The 22,891-nt window shown below is 38.0% G+C and carries 20 protein-coding genes; 2 read left to right on the forward strand and 18 right to left on the reverse strand.

Going from position 1 to position 22,891, the window contains the following annotated elements; genetic code table 11:
- Nucleotides 1–27 precede the first annotated feature (27 nt).
- From GJU32_RS13385 to GJU32_RS13450, 14 genes are all read right to left on the reverse strand, one after another.
- Nucleotides 28–1,227 carry a glycine C-acetyltransferase gene (locus GJU32_RS13385; protein WP_196426698.1) on the reverse strand — a complete coding sequence of 400 codons (1,200 nt, stop codon included), beginning with the start codon at nucleotides 1,225–1,227 and terminating at the stop codon, nucleotides 28–30.
- Between the two features lie 59 nt (nucleotides 1,228–1,286).
- Nucleotides 1,287–2,363, reverse strand: coding sequence for a nucleotide kinase (locus GJU32_RS13390; protein ID WP_155592462.1), 1,077 nt, complete (start codon nucleotides 2,361–2,363; stop codon nucleotides 1,287–1,289).
- Between the two features lie 102 nt (nucleotides 2,364–2,465).
- Nucleotides 2,466–3,101, reverse strand: coding sequence for a YczE/YyaS/YitT family protein (locus tag GJU32_RS13395; RefSeq protein ID WP_155592463.1), 636 nt, complete (start codon nucleotides 3,099–3,101; stop codon nucleotides 2,466–2,468).
- A 127-nt stretch (nucleotides 3,102–3,228) separates the two neighbouring features.
- Nucleotides 3,229–3,723: a Cys-tRNA(Pro) deacylase gene (gene ybaK, locus GJU32_RS13400; RefSeq protein WP_155592464.1), complete on the reverse strand. Its 495-nt coding sequence runs from the start codon at nucleotides 3,721–3,723 to the stop codon at nucleotides 3,229–3,231.
- 24 nt (nucleotides 3,724–3,747) lie between these two features.
- Nucleotides 3,748–4,476 (reverse strand): hypothetical protein, encoded by a 729-nt coding sequence (locus tag GJU32_RS13405; RefSeq protein WP_155592465.1) that lies wholly within the window; start codon nucleotides 4,474–4,476, stop codon nucleotides 3,748–3,750.
- Between the two features lie 326 nt (nucleotides 4,477–4,802).
- On the reverse strand, nucleotides 4,803–5,369 hold the full coding sequence (locus GJU32_RS13410; RefSeq protein WP_230875045.1) for a VanZ family protein: 567 nt from the start codon (nucleotides 5,367–5,369) through the stop codon (nucleotides 4,803–4,805).
- A 407-nt stretch (nucleotides 5,370–5,776) separates the two neighbouring features.
- Entirely contained in the window at nucleotides 5,777–7,315 is a 1,539-nt protein-coding gene (locus GJU32_RS13415; RefSeq protein WP_155592466.1) for an acyl-CoA carboxylase subunit beta, read from the reverse strand.
- Between the two features lie 52 nt (nucleotides 7,316–7,367).
- Nucleotides 7,368–8,150, reverse strand: coding sequence for an enoyl-CoA hydratase (locus tag GJU32_RS13420; protein ID WP_155592467.1), 783 nt, complete (start codon nucleotides 8,148–8,150; stop codon nucleotides 7,368–7,370).
- A complete protein-coding gene (locus tag GJU32_RS13425; RefSeq protein WP_155592468.1) occupies nucleotides 8,147–9,064 on the reverse strand; it encodes a hydroxymethylglutaryl-CoA lyase in 918 nt (305 codons plus the stop codon). Before GJU32_RS13425 ends, GJU32_RS13420 begins: the two co-directional genes overlap by 4 nt.
- A 14-nt stretch (nucleotides 9,065–9,078) precedes the next feature.
- Entirely contained in the window at nucleotides 9,079–9,291 is a 213-nt protein-coding gene (locus GJU32_RS13430; RefSeq protein ID WP_004225532.1) for an acetyl-CoA carboxylase biotin carboxyl carrier protein subunit, read from the reverse strand.
- A 67-nt stretch (nucleotides 9,292–9,358) separates the two neighbouring features.
- Nucleotides 9,359–10,717 carry an acetyl-CoA carboxylase biotin carboxylase subunit gene (locus GJU32_RS13435; RefSeq protein ID WP_155592469.1) on the reverse strand — a complete coding sequence of 453 codons (1,359 nt, stop codon included), beginning with the start codon at nucleotides 10,715–10,717 and terminating at the stop codon, nucleotides 9,359–9,361.
- A gap of 15 nt (nucleotides 10,718–10,732) precedes the next feature.
- Complete coding sequence (locus GJU32_RS13440) at nucleotides 10,733–12,367, reverse strand: AMP-binding protein (RefSeq protein WP_155592470.1); 1,635 nt, start codon at nucleotides 12,365–12,367, stop codon at nucleotides 10,733–10,735.
- Between the two features lie 124 nt (nucleotides 12,368–12,491).
- Complete coding sequence (locus tag GJU32_RS13445) at nucleotides 12,492–13,634, reverse strand: acyl-CoA dehydrogenase family protein (protein ID WP_155592471.1); 1,143 nt, start codon at nucleotides 13,632–13,634, stop codon at nucleotides 12,492–12,494.
- Between the two features lie 120 nt (nucleotides 13,635–13,754).
- Nucleotides 13,755–14,372, reverse strand: a complete 618-nt coding sequence (locus GJU32_RS13450; protein WP_155592472.1) for a TetR/AcrR family transcriptional regulator — start codon at nucleotides 14,370–14,372, stop codon at nucleotides 13,755–13,757.
- 377 nt (nucleotides 14,373–14,749) lie between these two features.
- Between GJU32_RS13450 and GJU32_RS13455 the strand changes: the two genes are divergently transcribed.
- Nucleotides 14,750–16,939: a DNA topoisomerase III gene (locus GJU32_RS13455; RefSeq protein WP_155592473.1), complete on the forward strand. Its 2,190-nt coding sequence runs from the start codon at nucleotides 14,750–14,752 to the stop codon at nucleotides 16,937–16,939.
- Between the two features lie 210 nt (nucleotides 16,940–17,149).
- Here the strand turns inward: GJU32_RS13455 and abaF are convergent, their stop codons facing one another.
- Both abaF and dapA read right to left on the reverse strand, forming a co-directional pair.
- Entirely contained in the window at nucleotides 17,150–18,457 is a 1,308-nt protein-coding gene (abaF, locus tag GJU32_RS13460; protein WP_155592474.1) for a fosfomycin efflux MFS transporter AbaF, read from the reverse strand.
- Between the two features lie 132 nt (nucleotides 18,458–18,589).
- Nucleotides 18,590–19,456 carry a 4-hydroxy-tetrahydrodipicolinate synthase gene (dapA, locus tag GJU32_RS13465; protein WP_155592475.1) on the reverse strand — a complete coding sequence of 289 codons (867 nt, stop codon included), beginning with the start codon at nucleotides 19,454–19,456 and terminating at the stop codon, nucleotides 18,590–18,592.
- Nucleotides 19,457–19,974: 518 nt separating this feature from the next.
- Here dapA and GJU32_RS13470 point away from each other — a divergent pair.
- Nucleotides 19,975–20,520 carry a helix-turn-helix domain-containing protein gene (locus GJU32_RS13470; protein ID WP_155592476.1) on the forward strand — a complete coding sequence of 182 codons (546 nt, stop codon included), beginning with the start codon at nucleotides 19,975–19,977 and terminating at the stop codon, nucleotides 20,518–20,520.
- Nucleotides 20,521–20,814: 294 nt separating this feature from the next.
- Here the strand turns inward: GJU32_RS13470 and GJU32_RS13475 are convergent, their stop codons facing one another.
- Together GJU32_RS13475 and GJU32_RS13480 are read right to left on the reverse strand one after the other, a co-directional pair.
- Nucleotides 20,815–21,885, reverse strand: a complete 1,071-nt coding sequence (locus tag GJU32_RS13475; RefSeq protein ID WP_155592477.1) for a glycosyltransferase family 2 protein — start codon at nucleotides 21,883–21,885, stop codon at nucleotides 20,815–20,817.
- A gap of 250 nt (nucleotides 21,886–22,135) precedes the next feature.
- Entirely contained in the window at nucleotides 22,136–22,891 is a 756-nt protein-coding gene (locus GJU32_RS13480) for a hypothetical protein (protein ID WP_155592478.1), read from the reverse strand.

The following is a 22,891-nucleotide window of genomic DNA, read 5'->3' on the forward strand; positions in this document are numbered from 1 at the left end:
TTCCCCATCAACGAGGAAGCTTTTTTCTTATTGAATAACGCCTAATTCACGACCAACTTTTCCGTATATCGCAATCGCATCATCCAACATTTCTTTTGTATGAGCCGCTGTTGGCATATTACGTACACGCCCTGTACCTTTTGGAACCGTTGGGAAGACAATCGATTTTGCATAAACGCCTTCTTCAAATAAACGTTTTGAAAATTCCTGTGTCAGCTTTTCATCTCCAATAATACAAGGTGTAATCGGCGTCTCAGACTCACCGATATTAAAGCCCAGCTTTTCAAGTCCAGCTTTTAAATAGTTGCCATTATCCCAAAGCTTATCGTGTAGCTCTGTTGAATCAATCAGCATTTGTACCGCCGCTGTAATGGCTGCTACATCACCTGGTGGTAAAGCTGTAGAGAATAAGAATGGACGTGATCGAACTTTCAGCCAATCAATTAAATTTTTCTTACCAGCTACATAGCCACCCACAACACCAATTGCTTTTGACAGTGTACCAATTTGGAAATCAATTTCTTTTTCTAATCCAAAATGCTTCACAGTTCCTTTTCCTTTACCTGTTACACCTGAACCATGTGCATCATCCACGTACGTAATTAAATCAAACTCTTTAGCAATTTCTACAATCTCAGGTAATTTAGCAATATCACCATCCATAGAGAATACGCCATCTGTAATGACCATGATTTTATTGTATAATCCTGATTCTTTTGCCGCTTTCGCCTTAGCACGTAAATCATCCATATCTGAGTGGTTGAACGCAATGATTTTCGCTTTTGATAAACGACAACCATCAATAATAGAAGCATGGTTCAATTGATCTGATAAAATTGCATCATTTTTATCCATGACAGCAGAAATGGCTGCCATATTACAATTAAAGCCCGATTGATAAGAAATAGCCGCTTCTGTACCTTTGAATTCAGCAAGCTTTTCTTCTAATTTTACGTGCAAATCAAGTGTCCCGTTAATTGTACGAACAGCACCTGCTCCAACACCATATTTATCAATTGTCTCTTTGGCAATACGCTTTAATTCTTCATTTGTTGCTAAGCCAAGATAATTGTTAGAGGATAAGTTAACAAGATTTTTGCCGCGAACTTGAATAATTGGGCCGTTTGCTCCCTCTACTGGATCAATTTCATTGTATAAGCCTTGTTCATGTAGGGCTTGTAGGTTTTCATCTAAAAATGCATTCAATACTTTTGACAAGCGTATCATCCTTTCCTAGGAAAACTGTTTCTAGCTCCTAGTTTAGCACATGCGGGCCATTAGCTACATTACTTTGTTAATCTTTCAAATAGTGGCGCTGTTTTTTCGCGCCATAATGACGCTGATAGGCAATGGTCCAATAGACGGCGAACTGTATATTCAGCTTCTGCATAACGCTTTGAATAAGCCATCGCATCCTGCATAGCTTCTTTATATTGAGCTCGAACTGCCTCGATTGCAGATTCAGCCTCTTCTGAAAGCGCACAATGTTGCCCAATATCAAATATCTTATCGCCTAATCTACCATCCTGTGGATCAAAGACATGTGGCTCTGTGCTATCAAAAATACAGAAATTTAGCTCTGGAATTATAACCATATCCACTGATCCTGCATCTAAGCCACACCAGACAATTTGGGCATCAAGTCCTCTCGCATTGGCCTCATCCGCTAGGCCCTTCATTAATGAAGATTTCCCAGTACCCGGTTTACCTTTAATCATGAATCTAGTCGTTATACTCTTGGTAATACTTTCAACTGTATTTTCCGCACCTCTAGGCGTTAGTGTGCCAAGTAAACGGTGTGTACGCATACCTGTTTTATTTAAAACAATGGATTGAAACACTTCTGTCTTTAAACTTTCCACTTGCTCATTCAATGCCTGCCAGTTCATACAGCTTTGTGTAATTACTTCCCAATCATCATGAAGCTTGATTGCCTGATCTAACTTGGCAATACATTTTTCACGCCAAGATGTACGCTCCTGCATCACCTCAGCAAGCTGTTCCCCAATCTTTTCAAGCTGAACTTCCTCTAAACAATCATAAAAGGACAATACACGATGTTTAGTGCCAAGCAAAGTTGGCTCGATATTCCAGTCGGATGCCCATACAAACAGTCTGTTGCAACCCTTTACATAAACGGCTTCAACAACTTCCTCTAATAAAGCATGCTTAAACCATTCAACAGCAAAGCCTTGCTTCACATAAAAATAACCTAGCTCTTTTAACAGCTCTGATCCTTTAAATGTCGCTGCACCCTGTAAAAAATAAACGAGCTCCGCTTCTTCCATTATCTCTTTATATAAATGTTTCACACCTTGCCCAGTCAATGCGTGTCCAAAATAATACGTTACATTTCCGTTCAAATGTCGTTCCCCCTTTAGCATCTGCCCTGCATTATATGAAAGAATGCTAAAAAAGATGAAAAGCTACTCTTACCCTTTTACAGATAAAAGTAGCTTCGTAGTTTAATAGAATGGCTTCATTCCTTCTATATTGCCAATACATTTCATTAATACTTTACGACAATAAGGTAATGAATATTGCACAATATAGCCAGAAGTTAAGGCGATTAATACTGTCCCCACTCCAACTGGCCCTCCTAACAACCATCCAACAATGGTTACAAGAACTTCAATTCCCATTCTTGCTGTTTTAATAGATCCACCAAACTTTTCGACAAGTATCATCATTAAGGTATCTCGTGGACCTGCTCCCATATTTGGTGCAATATACATCCCACAGCCAAAACTCAAAACAAATAAACCAGTGATAAAATATGTAATCTGTAAGCCATATACATCAGTTGACGGTAACACCCAGTTAAAGACATCTATGAATGAGCCGATTAGTAGCATATTTAGCCAAGTGCCTATCTTTGGCCATTCACGTAACACAATGGATGTTGAAGTGACTATAAAAAGCCCTGTTAGAATAGACCATGTACCAATACTTAAACCAAAATTTTGAAATAAACCAACGTGCAGTACATCCCATGGGCTTGTTCCAACAATTTTCCCCTTTATGGACATCGTAATGCCAAGTGACATTACAATTAGGCCACCAATAAAGAATGTCCAACGCCATCCCATTATTTTACGCATTTTCTATCCCTCTCTCTATGTATGATATTGCTCTAACTGTATCATATTTTCTACAAAAATCGAGATATAGTGCTTGAGCTAGATTGTTCATCGCATCATTTGCAATCACATAAAAAACTACCCATTCTCACACATGGGTAGTTTTAATTGGGGCAAGCTGTGCCTTTATTACATTCTTTAAATCTTCTAATTGAACGTGGATTTGCATGCCAATTTTCCCTGCGCTCACGATAATACATTCTTGTTCTTGAGCTGATACATCGATTACCGTTGGATATAACTTCTTCATCCCAACTGGTGAACACCCACCACGAACATACCCTGTATAACCAAGTAAATCTTTTACTGCTAGCATTTCGATCTTCTTTTCCCCAACTACCTTTGCTGCAGCTTTTAAATCCAGCTCCTCAGCCACTGGAATGACAAATACAAATAACTTTTGTGCACTTGCCTTTGCTACTAATGTTTTAAAAACACGAGCAACAGGCTGGCCAATTTTTTCTGCAACAGATACACCATCGACTTGACCGTCTCCAGTTTCATACTCAATCACATCAAAATCAATTTTTTGTTGCTCTAATAATCTAATAGCATTTGTTTTAGCATGCTTTGGCTTTGCCATGTCAACCTTCTCCTATCTATAGCATCAGGCTATCAAAGAGAACACTGAATCCTTGTCTGGACGATAGCCATTTTTGGTCATTTGAACATGAGCCGCATATTTTTCAGATGCCTGTTTGAATGTTCTCAATTTGAATGCAGTCTCATAGTTCTTACCGAAAATTGTATCTGCAAATGGGTCCGATTTCAATTCCTTCGAGAAACGTTCAGGAACCTTCACTTCAATGATGTCACGAACAAAGTAAGGTTCATATTCTTCTATTATGTCATTTTCAGAATTTGAATTGTTTAACATATGCTGCATTTGAGCATTAACGCTATGGGCCACACGTAAATCTTGAGGAGAAGGCTCTGTCGATGCTAACGCTGCATTTCGTACCCGCTCCAATACTTGTAATGTGTCATGTAGCTCTGGATTGGATACAGCAGAAGAAACAATGTTGTCACTAGTTCCTCCTGCTTTAAAGGCTTGCTCATGGGCACGTACATTCTTTTCTGTTTGCTGCAAATCTTCCATAATTGCTTGCTGTTCAGGCGTTACTTCGTTTGATTCTTCTTGTTGTTGCTCATATAAATCTTGATCGGTACGCCCTAACAGTAGATTTTCAAGCTCAAGCAATAACGGATTTTTCTTTGGTTGAAAATACATAGCATTTTTTCGATATGCATCCCCCGCCTCTTTGCGCTGCAATATCTTTTTACGATTATATTGCGATAGAATTCGCTCTTGTTCCATTAAATTTGATATTTTCATAGTTTTCACCTCACCCTTCTATCTTCATATGCCAATAAATTAATAAATATGAACAAAGCTTCTTACACTATATCTATACTATCTGAACAGTTTCTGTACACTTATTATCGGAATTTTCACTATTAAATTCAAGCATAAACTACTACTAACCACCTAAAGTGACACTAATCACTTTATATAACAGGCATAAAGACCTTTGTATAATGAATGTTTTCATATTCATTTAACACTCTCATGTCATTTCTAATAAAAATTATTACTATTTCCACTCATTAAAAAGTGTTTATCAAAATAAAAAAACAGCCCCTAAAACTGGACTGTCTTTCTCATTTTTTTGGTCTAATCAATATGCCCTTATAAGCTAAGTAACCAAGCCATGCACCAATCGTATTTAAAATTAAATCATCAATATCCGCAGAGCCAACTGTAAAAATAAATTGAATCGTTTCTACAACAAGACTAGAGAAAAAGCCTAAACATATAATGACCCAAGCTTTTCGAAATTTCTTTGATAGTAATGGCAGTAAAAAGCCCATTGGAGTAAAAATTAATAAGTTACCAAGTAAATTTATAATAATGATATCCCAATTAAAATATTGAGAGTAGTTTATATAGCGGAGAATCGTTTCAAAGGGAACAAAATTAGTGGTAAGTCGCCAACTACTATAATCAAACAATCCTAAGTCACCTATAGAATAATCACCTTTAAATAACACAACTACTACATATACCAAGCGATCAATGACCAATTTATAAAAAGCCATAAATGAATAGACACTAAATAAAATCCAACCTATTACCTTTATTGTTAAATAATGCATATCAATGACGTCTCGGTATGGTAATGGGAGCTTGGCATTACTCTGAACATCCGTTATGTTGTTTTTTGACAAGCTTTACACCCACTTCCCTTTATTCCTCCTCATATTTTAATATGCTATTCTAGGCCATGCAAGTAGCTGAAAAAAAATTATCTTGATTCAGCATTTACTCTCCTCCTCTAAAGAGGGAGTTGAATACTTATGTTGAGTTTTTTCAATGGGTGCTCAATCGCTCACTAAAATAGAGAAAAAAATGCCTCGTCCATTGACAATGACAGTGTGACTACTATCATGTGCCCCAAAGCCTCTGGCGGATGTTACAGATTTTGAAGAAAGGCTTGCATGACAGGAAATGACGGTTTATAGGTTAACTTCTTCATGTCAGCTTGGAAAAATACGGAAGCTATTACGACGTGACGTAATGAATTAACTAAAAAGACTGCCTCCTAATAGCAGAGGCAGCCTTTCAATAAGTATGTTTATACTGGGTTTACCCCATGTTTACGTTGTGAAAATAGTAAGTATTTTGACATATAAAGATCTAAGCGATTTTCTAGTACCTTACGCAACTCATTCGGCTCAATCACATCATCAATGATTAGCTCTGAAGCTAATCGATACACATCAATTTCCTCTTGGTACTCTTTGCGTTTTTCGGCAATGAAGTTTGCTTGCTCCTCTTTAGGAAGCTCGGCAATTTTATTGGCATAAACGGCATTGACTGCAGCTTCTGGCCCCATTACTGCAATTTGCGCATTTGATAATGCGATACAACAGTCTGGTTCAAAGGCTGGACCTGCCATAGCATATAAACCTGCACCATATGCTTTACGAACAATAACCGTTAACTTAGGAACAGTCGCCTCACTCATTGCAAAAATCATTTTCGCACCATGACGGATAATTCCTGCTTTCTCTACCTGTGTACCAATCATAAAGCCTGGAACATCTGCTAGGAATAGCAGCGGTATATTGAATGCATCACAAAGTGAAATGAACTTCGCCGCTTTATCAGCAGAGTCATGGAATAAAACGCCTCCCTTGACGCGTGGTTGGTTAGCGATAATACCTATTGATTGCCCGTTAATTCGCGCAAGACCTGTAATTAATTCTGGTGCAAATAATTTCTTTACTTCACAGAACGAATCTTCATCGATAATACGATCAATTAACTTATACATGTCAAAAGGAACGTTTTGATTCTGTGGGATTAACTCGTCTATCGATTTATCAAACGAAGCAGGTGGTTTAGGAGCCTCTACCTTACTACGTTCTGCGTAGTTACTAGGGAAATAGCCTAAATATTTACGAGCATACGTAATGGCTTCCTGTTCTGTTTTTACAAGCACATCTCCACAACCAGAAACAGAACAGTGCATTTTTGCGCCACCCATTGTTTCTAAATCTACTTTTTCACCAATAACCATTTCAGCCATTCGAGGAGATCCTAAATACATGGATGCATTCCCCTCTACCATGACAACGATATCGCAAAATGCAGGGATGTAAGCGCCACCTGCTGCGGAAGGGCCGAATAGTAGACAAATCTGCGGTACTTTTCCAGATAGCTTTACTTGATTATAGAAAATGCGACCCGCGCCTCTGCGACCTGGGAACATTTCTAACTGATCCGTAATACGTGCGCCTGCTGAATCAACTAAATACAATAAAGGGCAATTAAGTTTTTCAGCCGTTTCTTGAATGCGAATCATTTTTTCAACCGTACGTTTTCCCCAAGAGCCTGCCTTAATGGTTGAATCATTGGCTAGCACACAAACCGTGCGACCATGAATTTTACCAATACCGGTAACAACACCATCAGCAGGTAAATCTCCTGCCAAACAGTTTGCATAGAGACCATCCTCTGATTGAAGACCATCATCTAGTAATAGTTCAAGACGTTCACGTACAAATAGCTTCCCTTGTTGTGCATTTTTGTCATGGTATTTTGGTAATCCACCAGTTAAAATTTTGTCCTTCATTGTAGGTGGCGTATTTTCTGTCGATATATTGCTCATGTTTAATTCCTCCCTTTGCCCTATCAATTACGCCTAAATCATTTTTGGCGCTTTATTTCCCTGAATATTGTGGCGCTCGCTTCTCTTGGAAAGCCAATAAGCCCTCTAGTCGGTCTTCTGTAGGGATCAGTGCACTATATGCAAGTGATTCAATTTTTAAACCGGTAGCTAAATCTACCTCAACACCCTGATTGATAGCAACTTTGGCCTGCACTAAAGATAGCGGTGCATTTTTCGCCATTTCCTGCGCAAGTTGTTGCGCTTTCTCCAGTACCTCATGTCCCTCAAAAACATACTCAACGATGCCATAATCCTTGGCTTCTTCAGCATTTAATCTACGTGCTGTATAAATTAATTCCTTTGCTTTACCAAGGCCAATTAAACGTGGAAGTCGTTGTGTCCCGCCTGCACCTGGAATAATACCAAGTGATGTTTCAGTTAGACCAAGTTTTGTATGGGTTGCTGCAAGACGTAAATCACAAGCTAATGCCAACTCTAGTCCTCCGCCAAAGGCAACACCATTCAGCACTGCAATAACAGGTTGGGCAAGTGTCTCAACTTTTGCGACAGTTGCACCAATCAGTTGCACGATTTGCTTCACTTGTCGATCAGACATACCCTTGCGTTCTTTTAAATCTGCCCCTGCACAAAATGCCTTTTCCCCTGCGCCTGTTAGTAAGACCACTCGCACTGCAGGATCTCCATTAATTTGGTCAAGCGTGTCAGACAGCTCGCGAAGTAACTGGACAGACATGGCATTCGCGGCTTCAGGTCTTGAAAGGGTAACAAGTCCAATACTTCCTTCTAGTAATTCAAAACGAACGAGTTGCGTCATAGTTGATTTGCACTCCTTTCATTACGGACAATAGCCATTTGCTTCGATGCAACAGCTTTGCCTAATTTTTCTTCAATAAAGAGTGCCGCCTCTAGCACTTTCTGTCGATTTATTCCTGTTTCAATGCCCATCTCATCGAATAAATATAATAAATCTTCCGTTGCAACATTACCTGAAGCGCCCTTAGCATATGGACAGCCCCCTAATCCACCAAGTGCACTATCAAACTTGGTAATGCCCATTTCTAATGATTTCATAATATTGGCTAGTGCTGTCCCACGTGTATCATGAAAATGCATGGCAAAGTTTTCAGCACCATATCGTTTTAGTAATTCCTCTAACAGATACTCAACCTGAGTTGGTACGCCAACTCCAATTGTGTCACCGAGAGATATTTCAGTCACACCCATCTCCAATAATTTGTCCGTTACACGTAGTACCTTGTCGGGATGTATATACCCCTCGTACGGACAGCCAATAACTGTTGATATATAACCTCGGACTTTTTTCTTTGCAGCCTTTGCCCCTACTACTACTTCCTCTACTATTGGAAATGTATCGACTATTGTTTTATTAATATTATTTTGGTTATGACTTTCACTAGCAGACATAAATATACTTACTTCATCTACTTCAGCCTGCAATGCACGTTCTAAGCCCCGCATATTTGGTACAAGTGCTGCATAGGTAATATCCTTGTGCCGTTTAATTTCTTGAAGAACTTCTACCGCATCCGCTAATTGAGGTATCCATTTTGGATGAACAAACGACGTTACTTCGATATAATTTAATCCCGTTTGACTCAATAAATTCACTAATTGTACTTTATCTACGGTTGTAATATGCGTTTTTTCATTTTGCAAACCATCTCGAGGACCAACTTCTTTAATTATGACATGCTTAGGTAGCTGCATAGAAAGGCCTCCTCTTATTCAATTTCTAAAATATCATCATCGACGTTAATGAAATCTCCTTCATTGGCAATGATTTTTGTTACCACGCCATCCTCTTCTGCCGCAATTGGAATTTCCATTTTCATTGATTCTAAAATGGCTACATCTTGACCTGCTGTCACTTTCTCACCTTCTGTTACGACGATTTTCCATACTGTTCCTGCCATGCTTGCTTTTACTGTTGCCATTATCATTCACTCCTATTTTTAAGTCATGCATTCGCACTTCCTATGAAGCACGAATGCCCTTATCTTGTTATTTTGATTCTGCTAATTGCGGTAAGTAATATTGCTCTACAAACTTCGTAGTTGTATAGCCTTTTAAAAATTGTTCATGCATTACGGTTTTCAACAACATCGGAATGTTCGTTTGAATACCCTCCACTTTATACGCTTTTAGTGCCTCGGTTAGTCTTTCACACGCAATCGCCCTTGTTTCCCCCCATACCACCAATTTACTAATCATTGGGTCATAAAATGGCGTTACTACTGAGCCTGCCTCTACACCGCATTCATGTCGAATCCCTTCACCTGTCGGTAACTCAAGAGCAGTGATGGTACCTGGAGATGGGAAAAAAGTTGAAGGATTTTCAGCGTATATACGCACTTCAATCGCATGCCCTTCTTTAGTAATACTTTCTCTAGTAAATGTTAGTGATTGTTTTGCTGCAATTTTTAATTGCTCTTCTACCAAATCAAGCTTCGTAATTTCCTCTGTTACTGGATGCTCTACTTGTAATCTTGTATTCATCTCTAAGAAGTAAAAGTTTTGATTTTCATCTACTAAGTACTCAATCGTTCCAGCATTGACATAGCCAATATGCTTCGCGGCCTTAACTGACGCTTCTAGCATCTGCTCTCTGGTCTCTAGAGAAATGAACGGCGATGGTGCTTCTTCTACTACCTTTTGATTTCTTCGTTGAATGGAGCATTCACGTTCAAATAAAGGTACGACATTCCCTTGATTGTCTGCGATAATTTGTACTTCGACATGGTGTGGATTAGCTATAAAGCGCTCCATATACATCGTGCCATCCCCAAAAAATGACTGAGCACGTTTTTGATTTCCCTCAAATGCTTTCTCAAGCTCCTCTACATTTTCAACAAGCTGCATACCGATACCACCACCACCAGCTGATGCCTTTAACATAATTGGATAGCCTAAACGCTCTGCAATTTCAGTAGCTTCTGCTACATCTTTCACAGGTGTCTCTACACCTTCTACGATAGGTACACCAGCAGCTTTCATTGTTTTACGTGCCTCTAATTTACTACCCATTGAAGCAATCACATCAGCACTTGGTCCAATAAAAATTAAACCCGCATCAGTACAGCGTTTTGCGAATCCAGCATTCTCTGATAATAGACCATAGCCTGGATGAACAGCCTCTGCACCACTTTCTTGTGCGATTTCAAGAATACGGTCAATATTTAAATAGCTTTGTGCAACGGGTGGCTTCCCTACACAGTAAGCTTCGTCTGCATCCTTCACATGTAAGCTTTCAGCATCCGCCTCCGAATAGATAGCAACCGTATGAATATTTAGGCGCTTACATGTTCTGATAACACGTCTAGCAATCTCCCCACGATTTGCAATTAATACCTTTTTGAACATATCCACTGCTCCTCCTTACTTTACGGTCATTACAAAATCTTCACGTAATTTATATTTTTGAATTTTTCCAGATGCAGTCATTGGATAGTTATCGATAAAGAAAATATGTCGTGGAATTTTATGTCTAGAAATTTTGTCTCGACAATAATCTCGAATTTCTTCCTCTGTTGCCTGCTCGCCTTCTCTTAAAATGATCCAAGCTGCTGCTTCTTCCCCATAAACAGGATCAGGTACACCAGCAACCTGTACATCTGAAATTTTCGGATGTGTATAAAGGAACTCCTCAATTTCCCTAGGATATAAATTTTCACCACCGCGAATGATCATATCTTTCAATCGACCTGTTACACGGACATAGCCCGCTTCATCCATCGTTGCCAAATCGCCTGTATGTAGCCAGCCATCCTGATCAATAGCAAGGTCTGTTTCCTCTTGGTTTTTATAATAGCCCTTCATTACATGGTAGCCTCTTGTACATAGCTCCCCTTGTTCATTCGTCGGGGCTTCCTCAGTTGTACCAGGAACAACAATCTTTACTTCTAAGTTGGGTAAAGCACGACCAACCGTTTCTACTTTTAACGCTAACAGGTCATCCGTTCTTGTTTGAGTAATAACTGGCGATGATTCCGTTTGACCATAGCAGATTGTAATATCTTTCATGCCCATTTTCTCAATGACCGATTTCATAACCTCGATTGGACAATTTGAGCCTGCCATGACTCCTGTACGTAAAGTTGAAAGATCGAAAGACGCAAAATTCGGTAAATTAAGTTCGCTAATGAACATTGTTGGCACGCCATGTAATCCTGTGCATTTTTCTTGTTGTACAGTTTTTAGCACCTCTTCAGGTGAAAATTCCTGCACTGGCACCATCGTTCCACCCCTTGTCGTAATGGCTAATGTCCCAATGACACAACCAAAGCAATGGAAGAATGGAACAGGGATACACAAACGATCTTCTGCAGTTAAACGCATACACTCTGCTATGTTGACAGCATTGTTAACTAAGTTAAAGTGCGTTAACATCACACCTTTAGGAAAGCCTGTTGTACCAGACGTATATTGAATATTAATCACATCATCATAATGAAGAGATTGCTCTCTTTGTTCTAATTGTTCCTCGGTTACTCGCTCGGCAGCAGACAAAACATCTGACCAATTCAGTACACCAGGGTATTTTGTTTCACCGATTAAAATAACATTTTTTAATAAAGGTAGTCGCTCTGATTGCAAATTACCTGGTTCACAATGTTCAAGCTCTGGACATAACTCTTGAAGTGTATTGATAAAAGAATGGTCTCGATAATTTTCAATTAAAAAAATCGTTTTGGCATCAGATTGTTTTAATAGATACTCCAACTCACTTGCACGATAATTGGTATTTACCGTAACGATTGGTGCACCCATCTTCCCTGTACCAAATTGAAGTTGCACCCACTCAGGAACATTCGTCGTCCATACTGCAATATGGTCTCCTTTTTCAATACCTAGAGCCATTAAGCCTCTCGCGACTAGTCGAACTTGACGATTTAGCTGCTTATACGTCATGCGTAAATCCCTATCAGCATAGACTAAAGCTTCGTTCTGTGGATACTTTTTAGATTGTTCATCTAGCAATTGACCAATTGTTTGATACACAAGCTCTGCCATGAAGATCCCCCTTATTTATGCTACTTAACTTCTTTCAACGGTGTCTCGGAATCGGAAAGGAGTGCTTTGTGCAAGCACAAAGCCAATTCCGGACACAATTATACAAAGGCATAATTGATGATGATTAACAGCCAATTAGACGAGAAATTACGAGACGTTGAATTTCTGATGTTCCTTCACCGATTTCCATTAACTTAATGTCACGTAAATGACGTTCCACATCGTATTCTTTCATATACCCAGAACCACCATGAATTTGGATCGCTTGATTACATGTACGGAAGCCCATTTCAGAAGCAAATAGTTTAGCCATCGCAGCTTCTTTGCCGAATGGTTTCTTTTGATCTTTTAGCCATGCCGCCTTATGTACTAGCGTACGAGCAAGCTCAATTTCCATTGCCATATCAGCTAATTTGAATTGAATAGCCTGTAGCTTTGAAATAGGTGCACCAAATTGTTCACGTTCTTTAGCGAACTTCAGCGCCTTTTCATAAGCTGCCTGTGCAATCCCGACAGAAAGTGCTGCAATAGAAATACGACCACCATCTAATGTATTTAAAAACTGGCTAAATCCCCGTTTTTCATCTCCTAAAAGATTTGCTCGTGGAACACGAACATTTTGCAACACAATTTCACATGTATTGGAGCCACGTACACCCATTTTGTCATAATTACAGTTAATCGTTACACCTGGTGTATTTGTTGGCACTATAATAGAAGAAATGATTTTCTTGCCATCTTCACGTTTACCAGTTATCGCAGTTACGATAATTTGTCGAGCGTATCCTGCATTGGTAATCCAGCATTTTTCTCCATTAATAATGTAGTCGTCACCATCAATAACTGCCGTGGTGCGTGTGCCACCAGCATCTGAACCTGCATTAGGCTCCGTTAAACCGAATGCTCCTAATGTCTCACCCTTTGCTAATGGAACAAGCCATTCTCGCTTTTGTTCCTCTGTGCCGAAGTTGTAAATTGGCGAAGCCCCTAAGCTAACAGCAGCTGCATAGCTTAACCCTGTGCCCCCACATGCACGACCAATTTCCTCTACAGCTAAAGCGTAGGACACCGTATCACCGCCTGAGCCACCATATTCTTCAGGAAATGGGATACCCAATAAACCTAGTTCCGCCATCTTCTCAAAGCTTTCTATTCTCATTGTTGATGTCTCATCAACCTCACGAGCATACGGTTTAATCTCTTTCTCAGCAAAATCACGCACCATGTCTCGAATCATTACTTGCTCTTTTGTTAATTCAAAATTCATCCCTATTCCCCCTAATGTCAAATTTGCCATAGTAGATTTAACTCGATGACAATTGCTTTAAGTAAAATACCGACTAGTCGGTTTGTAAAAACAAATAATAAAACCAGTGTTTTCTACTGGCTACCCCTTTATTATAAATTGCTTCGCTTCTTCCATTGCTTGTTCCGTTACAATGGCACGTAATACCATATCGGTAAATACATCTGTAATTTGTTCCATTGTTAATTGCCCTGATTGCTTAAACCATTTGTAAGTCCAGTTAATCATCCCCACAATTGCCATTGTGACAATCGTACAAGGTAATTCGGTACGAAAAACCTTTGATTCCTGGCCCTCTGCTATCACTTTTTGTAAGATATCTCGATAGTGATCTCGCTTTTTATGAATGATGTCACTATATTCATCTGAGAGTGAACGACTCTCTTCATAAAAAATTGTAATATGTGCTTGATACATATCAAATACCTGTGTCAGTGTTTGCAACATGGCACATAAACGTGTGATGGGAGTGTCGTATTTGTCATATGCATCCTGCGATTGTTGAATAACATATGAAATAAAGACATCATGAATTTCATATAACAATTCATCTTTAGATTTAAAATTATGATAAAATCCACCCTTTGATGCCCCAATATATTCAACAATGCGATCAACCGTTACATTGTGATAACCATCTTGCTGAAACAGTTCCACTGAAGCGTCTACAATTCTTTGTTTTAACGTTTTCTTTACCATAGGCACCTATCATCCTTCATCTAGCTCTATACTTCATCACTCCTTATAATCAGGAAAAATAACTCAAACCCTTAAAATATTCTATTTTTTCCTAATTATAAAAATACTATGACAACATAAATATAGCATTCTCAAAATTTGGTGTCTAGCAACAAAATAGATTTTTCGCATAATTACGAGCATATATTCCACACAAAACAGAAATCAAAAAAACCACAAACACATACATACCATATGATTTATCTCTAATCTTCATGACAAACTTCCTTTCCTTACATTTCTTTGCCAAATAAATTAATTTTCCATTGCAGTTAAACTGCCAACCCACTCAACCTATGCTATATTTAAAACCATGGAACTATGAAAGGGTGTTAACAATGGCAAAGAGCGTAGTAATCGCTGAAAAACCTTCTGTTGCACGTGATATTGCACGTGTGCTGAAGTGTAATAAAAAGGGAAATGGCTTCCTTGAAGGAGATAAATACATTGTTACTTGGGCGCTTGGACATCTTGTCACACTAGCTGACCCTGAAAATTATGATGTGAAATATAAAACGTGGAATCTTGAAGATTTACCAATGCTACCTGAACGCTTAAAATTGACTGTCATTAAACAGACAGGTAAACAATTTAATGCGGTCAAAAGTCAGCTTACACGCAATGATGTAAGTGAAATCATTATTGCGACAGATGCTGGACGTGAGGGTGAATTAGTTGCACGTTGGATTATCGATAAAGTAAAAATTAAAAAACCACTTAAACGTTTATGGATTTCCTCCGTAACAGATAAAGCAATAAAAGATGGCTTTGCCAATCTAAAACCAGGTAAAGCTTACGATAATCTATATGCCTCTGCCGTAGCTCGTTCTGAGGCCGATTGGTATATCGGGCTCAATGCTACTCGTGCTTTGACTACCCGCTTTAATGCACAGCTGAACTGTGGACGCGTTCAAACGCCAACGGTAGCTATTATAGCCGCGCGGGAGGATGAAATTAAAAACTTTAAAGCACAAACTTATTATGGTATAGAAGCACAAACAACAGACAATTTAAAGCTAACTTGGCAGGATCAAAATGGTAATAGCCGTAGCTTTGATAAAGAAAAAATAGATGCCTTGGTAAAAAAAATAGGAAATAACAATGCCATCGTAGCTGACATTGAAAAGAAACCTAAAAAATCATTTGCACCTGGCCTGTATGATTTAACGGAATTGCAACGTGATGCCAATAAAATCTTTGGCTATTCTGCGAAAGAAACGCTGAATATTATGCAAAAGCTTTATGAGCAACATAAAGTGTTAACTTATCCACGTACGGATTCTCGCTTTATTTCTCAAGATATTGTGGCAACAATTCCAGAACGTTTAAAGGCATGTGGTATTGGTGAGTATCGCCCAATCGCCAACAAACTGCTCACTAAACCGATAAAGCCAACAAAAGCATTTGTCGACGATAGTAAAGTTTCTGATCACCACGCGATTATTCCAACAGAAGGCTATGTGAATTTTTCTGCTTTCACGGATAAAGAGCGTAAAATTTATGATCTTGTTGTAAAACGCTTCCTAGCTGTGTTACTCCCTGCTTTTGAATATGAGCAACTAACACTTCGTGCAAAAATTGGCGATGAGAGCTTTATCGCCCGTGGAAAAACAATTTTATCATCTGGTTGGAAGGAAGTTTATGAGCATCGCTTTGAGGATGAGGACACAGCAGAGGATGTAAAGGAACAAATACTTCCACACATTGATAAAGGAGATACGCTAAAAGTAAAGCTGCTTGCCCAAACTTCTGGTCAAACAAAACCACCAGCTCATTTTAATGAAGCAACACTGTTATCAGCAATGGAAAATCCTACGAAGTACATGGGAACGAATGATAAAAAACTGGCTGACACTTTAAAATCCACAGGTGGACTCGGTACAGTGGCAACGCGTGCTGATATCATTGACAAGCTTTTTAATTCCTTCTTACTTGAAAAGCGCGGCGGCAAAGATATTTTTATTACGTCTAAAGGTCGTCAATTGCTTGACCTAGTGCCTGAAGAGTTAAAATCCCCTACCCTCACAGCAGAATGGGAGCAGAAGCTTGAACTAATTGCAAAGGGCAAGCTAAAAAAAGATGTATTTATTAACGAGATGAAAAATTATACACAAGAAATTGTGACGGAAATTAAGGCAAGTGACAAAAAATATAAACACGACAATATTTCAACTAAATCCTGTCCGGATTGTGGTAAACCAATGCTTGAAGTAAACGGCAAGAAAGGGAAAATGCTTGTTTGCCAAGATCGTGAATGTGGGCATCGTAAAAATGTCTCACGTACTACAAATGCACGTTGTCCACAATGTCATAAAAAATTAGAGCTTCGCGGCGAAGGCGATGGTCAAATTTTTGTGTGTAAATGTGGCTATCGTGAAAAATTATCAGCTTTTGAGGCACGACGTAAAAAAGAAGGCGGAGGCAAGGTCGATAAACGCTCCGTACAAAAGTACTTAAAGCAACAAAAGGATGAAGAGCCAATGAATAACGCACTTGCTGAAAAATTAAAAGGTTTAAAGTTTGATTAATTAGTGTTTCATTTTAAGTATTATTGGCTAGAGGGATAAATATTAAGAGCATGTTTTGAAAAAACTCATCAAAACATGCTCTTATTTAATATGATTAAACTAGTTTCTTAAAAAATTTTATTCGTTACCTTTTAGTATTCCTAATAATAATGAGAGAACATAACTATATGCCAGTTGGCTTCCCTCTTTATCTACGGCTAACAAAAATATTTACTGTGCCTTGTTAAAAGTAAGTGTTTTTCCTTTTGTTTCTTTTACAAGCGCGATACATGATATAGAAATGATACTTGCTATGACTAAATAAATTGAAATGGGGATGGAGCTATTAAACTTATTTAGAAGACTTAATGAAATTAATGGAGCCAATGAGCCTGCTAATATAGGTGCTACTTGATAACATAAAGATAAAGCTGTATACCTGATATGAGTTGGGAATAGCTCTGTCATTAACGCGGAATATGGTGAATACGTCATCGATTGTATAAATAAACCAAACGTAATGGCTGACATAATAATCCAGTCATTTCCTGTATCCATCATTGGAAACCCAATAAATCCCCAAAATGCAGTTAAAACTGCTCCTGTAATATAGATTGGCTTCCTACCCCAAACATCACTTAAGTGTCCCATTAATGGTATGAAAAAAAAGTGAATAGCATGTGCGCCAAACATTAATAATAAAATTTGCGAAGTATCCTTATTGACTACAAGTTTCAAATAACTTATGGAGAAAGTAACAACCATATAGTATAAGATGTTTTCTGCAAAACGGGCGCCAATCCCAGCAATAATGGCTTTTTTATGGTATTTAATCACTTCTATAATACCTAATTGTTGTTTTTCTAATTGGGCCTGTTTTTCTTGTGCTTCTTTGAAAACAGGTGCATCATCTACACTTTTACGAATCCAGAGACCAATTAACACAACTACTGCAGAGAACCAAAATGCTACACGCCAACCCCAGTCCATAAATTGCTCAGGGCTTAAGTTTTTAGATAAAAGTAAAAGAATAATTGTAGCTATTAAATTCCCTAATGGCACACCCGCCTGTGGCCAACTTGCCCAATAACCACGTCGATCATTAGGGCTATGCTCAGATACTAAAATAACTGCTCCTCCCCATTCACCACCAAAAGCAAATCCTTGAATTAACCGTAATGTAACGAGTAAGATAGGAGCCCAATAGCCAATACTATTGAATGTCGGGATACAACCCATTAAGAAAGTTGTAATTCCAACGATAATCAAACTAATTTGTAATAAATTTTTACGCCCAATTTTATCACCATAATGACCAAAAACAAGGCCGCCTATAGGTCTAGCTAGAAAGCCTACAGCATAAAGAGCAAATGCGGCTAGAATTCCATCTATAGCGTTGCCTGTTTTTTGAAAAAATAATTCACCAAAAACGAGAGCAGATGCGGTTCCATATAAGAAAAATTCATACCATTCAGCTACAGATCCAATCATCGATGCAGCAACAACTTTTTTGAGCTGCTTATTATCTGTTTTCCCCATATTTACTCCCCCAAAAAATCAGATTCAAATGATTATGAATAAACGTACCAAATTACTTTTATCTGCACATATTGTTCAAATGCAAGTGCAAAGACTTATTCTTTAGATACAGTCATCTATCTCTCTTCCAGATTATTTATTAAAAAAATTCAAAAATCCAACTTTTTCCTCTTCTGATAAATCAGTTAAAGGTAGGCGTACCGTACCAACGTTGATGTCACCTTTCAGGCAGCCTAACTTAGCTTTTTGATTGTAGTTACCAGATTCCATAGACTGAATAGCAGGATAGATATCCCTCATGATTTGCCGAGCCTTGTCCCAATCACCCGCTTGCGCAGCATTAAACAGAGCTACTTGCTCTTCTGGGAACACATTACCTGCACCAGCAATCCAGCTTTTCGCACCCCAGAAGAAAAAGTCTACAGGTTGATCATCACAGCCGCAGATTACTTCAAAATGCTCAAATGGCGTTTGTAGTAAACGTAATGCACGGCTAAAATCACCACTACTTTCTTTAATAGCAACAATATTCGGATTTTTCGCCAGATGAACCACTGTTTCATATTCAATTTCAATGCCTATGCGTGCCGGAAAGTTGTACATGATAATGGGTAATTCAGTTGCCGCTGCCACTGTTTCATAATGGGCAATTAAACCAGTTTGGTCAGGTAAACTATAGGGTGGAGGTGATAACATTAATCCTTCATAGCCTAAATCTTTGGCTTGTTTGGCACGCTTAACTGCCCCTTTAGTTGATAAATCGTTAATACCTGCAATTAAAGTTACACGTCCTTTAGCTACTTCAGCCACCGTTTTTAAAACGGTTTCACGTTCTGCTTCGTTCAATGCGTAGTATTCGCCAGTCGTGCCACACACCACTAAACCAGCAACACCTTTGTCAATAAATGTATTAGTTAGTTGCTTTAACGTATTTACATCTAAGCTTTGATCATCTTTAAACGGGGTAACTAACGGAACCAAAATACCATGAAAATTCATCTTCATTCTCCTTTATTATTGATAGATTAATTGAAATTAAAAGGTTAATATTGAAGTACAACTTCAATTATTCACGATAATAACATACGGAATTTTCATTGTAAACGGAATTTTCCGAATATTTATTTTAAGTCATACTTATTTTTAAAAGCTACTTTCCTTTATTGTTTAAGTGGTACTTCAACATTAATTAGCACTTTTTATATTGGTATGACCATATAATTTACTATATTTTTCACAAGTCGATTTTTTGTAATCTTTCTGTAATGAGAGCTTTTATGTTATCCTTATCACCGTGGCTCCCTCTATTAGCGATTTGAACATAAACACTAAGTGTTGTAATAAGCTTTCAACCAACATAAAGGCGTTTTATTATAGCTAAACAGATGTATAAAAACCATTAACATACATCTTTTACTAACGTCTATTTTCATAGTGAAATCACATCTTGCATTTCACATTTTAAGCTTTACTAGAATAATAAGCAGGACTACTATCAGTAACAGGAGTGGAGAAAAGTGAATGACTCAATTGGAGCAAAAATGAAAAGTTTACGCAAAGAGCGAAAGTTAACATTGAAACAAATTGCTGATCAAACGAATCTTTCAATTAGCTTTATATCTCAGGTCGAACGATCAAAATCATCCATAACGCTTGAATCATTGAAAAAAATTTCTGAAGCACTAGGTGTCAATCCAAGCTACTTTTTTTCGGAATCAGATAAACAGATTGCACCAGCGGTTATGAGAAATATTATTAGTAAGACGAACACCATGCATAATCAATTTTTTTATAGAGATTTAGCGGGAAACATTGAAAATCCACTCTTTAATCCGATTTTAGTATTGCTGAATCCAGGTGCAAATCGAGAGGATTCTTATTCACATTCAGGGCAAGAATTCCTTTATGTTCTTGAAGGGACACTGACCATAGTTATCGACCAAGAGGAGCATGATCTGAATCCTTATGATTGCATTTTCCTAGATTCAACCACCCCTCATAATTGGATAAATAAAACAGATTCAATTGTCAAATTCCTTTGTGTTTCTAGTATTCCAGTATAATGTTCTAGCTTGTTCATTAAACACAAAGGCGTAGTCGGGTTGAACGTTTAATTATATTGAAAAGAGCAAATTCACATTTACAGTGAATTTGCTCTTTTATTATGCATACTCAATCCCTTCAAACATATCTTGAATTGACTGAATATTCTATGCACAAAAGGAGGTTTTTGATGGAGGCGAAAAATTTTAGACCACGCAATGTTATTTTTATGACAATTGTTGTTAGTGTATCTGTGTTAATTGGTCAAGCTATTTATGTCCTGTTTATAGATGTGCCATTCCCCTAATAACTAGTTAATTCTTTAACTGATTGACTAAATATTTGTCATTATTTATTATTTCCGGATGATTCGGTTTCCATTTTCCAGCCTCTACGTTATGCTGGTAGGCATTTTCAAATAACCGTAACTCCCTATATAACAAACTTAATTGTAAGTGAGGAATCCATGTTGAGTAAGCCCTTTTTTGAATAGACATTGTATTGGCGGGAGCTTGTTGCAAGGCTTGGGAATACCAGTAAATAGCCTCTTTATGTTTTGATTGCTCCATAAAAAATTGGCCCATTCGGCAACATGCTTCTGGCTTTGGTCGATCATACAAGAAAGATTGTAAAATTGCTTGCTGTGCTTGTTTATCATCCTGTAAGTGTCGATAGCATTCCCCTACATGTAAACATGCCTCAATGCGATCATCTGTTATGCCTAAGTCACTATCTAAAAATAAATTGTATTGATTAATGGCCTCTAAGTATCGCTGATGCAATTTCAGTTCATTTGCGTAATGAAATCTATCTCTTGCAGTAAGAGAATGTCCCCCCTGTATTAAACCCTCATAAATACGAATAGTACGATGGACATCTTTGGTTAATGGTACATGTGTTACAGCTATATCACTATGATAGAGCTGACCAGGTCCCCTTAGATACTCATGAACAGCACCCTCCCATTGAAAATGACTTGCTCTTTTTACTAAACGACACTTTCTTTCACTGCACTCAACTATTCCATCATCATCAAGGGTTAGGTAATGATCCATAGTTATAGCATCAACAGTAGGATACAGAGAGTGCTTTAGTTGAATGAACTTGTATTGATTTTCTTTTGTCATGACGTCATCTGCATCGAGCCATAAAATATAGTCTTTTGTTGCCTGCTGAAAAGAAAAATTCCGTGCCTTTGCAAAATGATCACACCATATAAAGTCATAAATTCGAGAGGTATAATTTTGGACAATATCCTTTGTACGATCTGTTGAGCCTGTATCGATGATATTTATCTCATCCACTATATGCTGAACCGAATCTAAGCATCTTTCAATCGTACATTGTGCATTTCTAACAATCATACATAAACTAATCGTTAGCATCTGTCCCCTCCTTATCATGTAGTAATATATGCTAGTGCAGTCTTTTATCGAAACATTTTTTTGATTATCGCCAAACTTTTAGATTTTATCCGATAAAACATAAAAAACGAACGCACACACGTTCGTTTTCGTCCTATCAATTACGTATTGGCGTAATTGCATCCAGAATTTTCGAGCTCACTCGAAAAGTTCCTCTTCAAAATCTGTGATGCATTATCTTAATTCAGTGAGCGTTTGAACACTCGCAGAATCAAGATAAATATTGCTCACGCCATATTAACTGTTCTTTGTCTGTAAGCTTTTGCTCTAGATGGTGATCCCATTGATTGAGTAACGTATTCCACACTCTAACAAATAATATATCCTGCTCCTTATCATATAGAATAAACTCTAAACATGGGCTATCATTAATTTGTTGAGCTTCCGTTTGAACAATTTTTGCAATGACTTTTTGAGAGTTGCCCGCTTCCTCTTCATCCACTTCTTGTAATGCTGCTATCACCATGGATTCTTCAAACTGCTCCTGTTGTTCAGCATCTTTATCGATATAACGATAAAGCTCTGGTAGTTCATCATATTCATCTATATTATTTGCATCGATAGTCAGAAACGATTGATGGCAGGGGCTAAAGTAAAGAGTAGTCTTTTCTATTTCCAGTTCTTCCTCGAAAATGCCCTGTTCTAGCTGCCGCTGTCCTTTTTCAGTTAGGCTATAAATGTTGTCCTCATTCTTCAAAAGATTTACACGTATCATCAAAGACACCAAATCCTCAATAAATAATGGATCAACAAGCAATAACTCACTCAATTCCTGTGTACTTCCAAAGTCAGCCTCTTGAATGCTCAGCAGTAGCATTGTCATTAAGACATCCATTGTTGAACGGCGAATAGGCTCGTAGGTAACATCTACTGTTCTGATCGGAATACACCATTCAACGTTTTTGACAATCTTGATATTTCGATTTTGTTGAAGCTCACGCATTAGTCGTTGCTGTAATTTTCCCAA

It is taken from the genome of Lysinibacillus cavernae, from assembly GCF_009724685.1.
Taxonomy (GTDB): Bacteria; Bacillota; Bacilli; order Bacillales_A; family Planococcaceae; genus Lysinibacillus; species Lysinibacillus cavernae.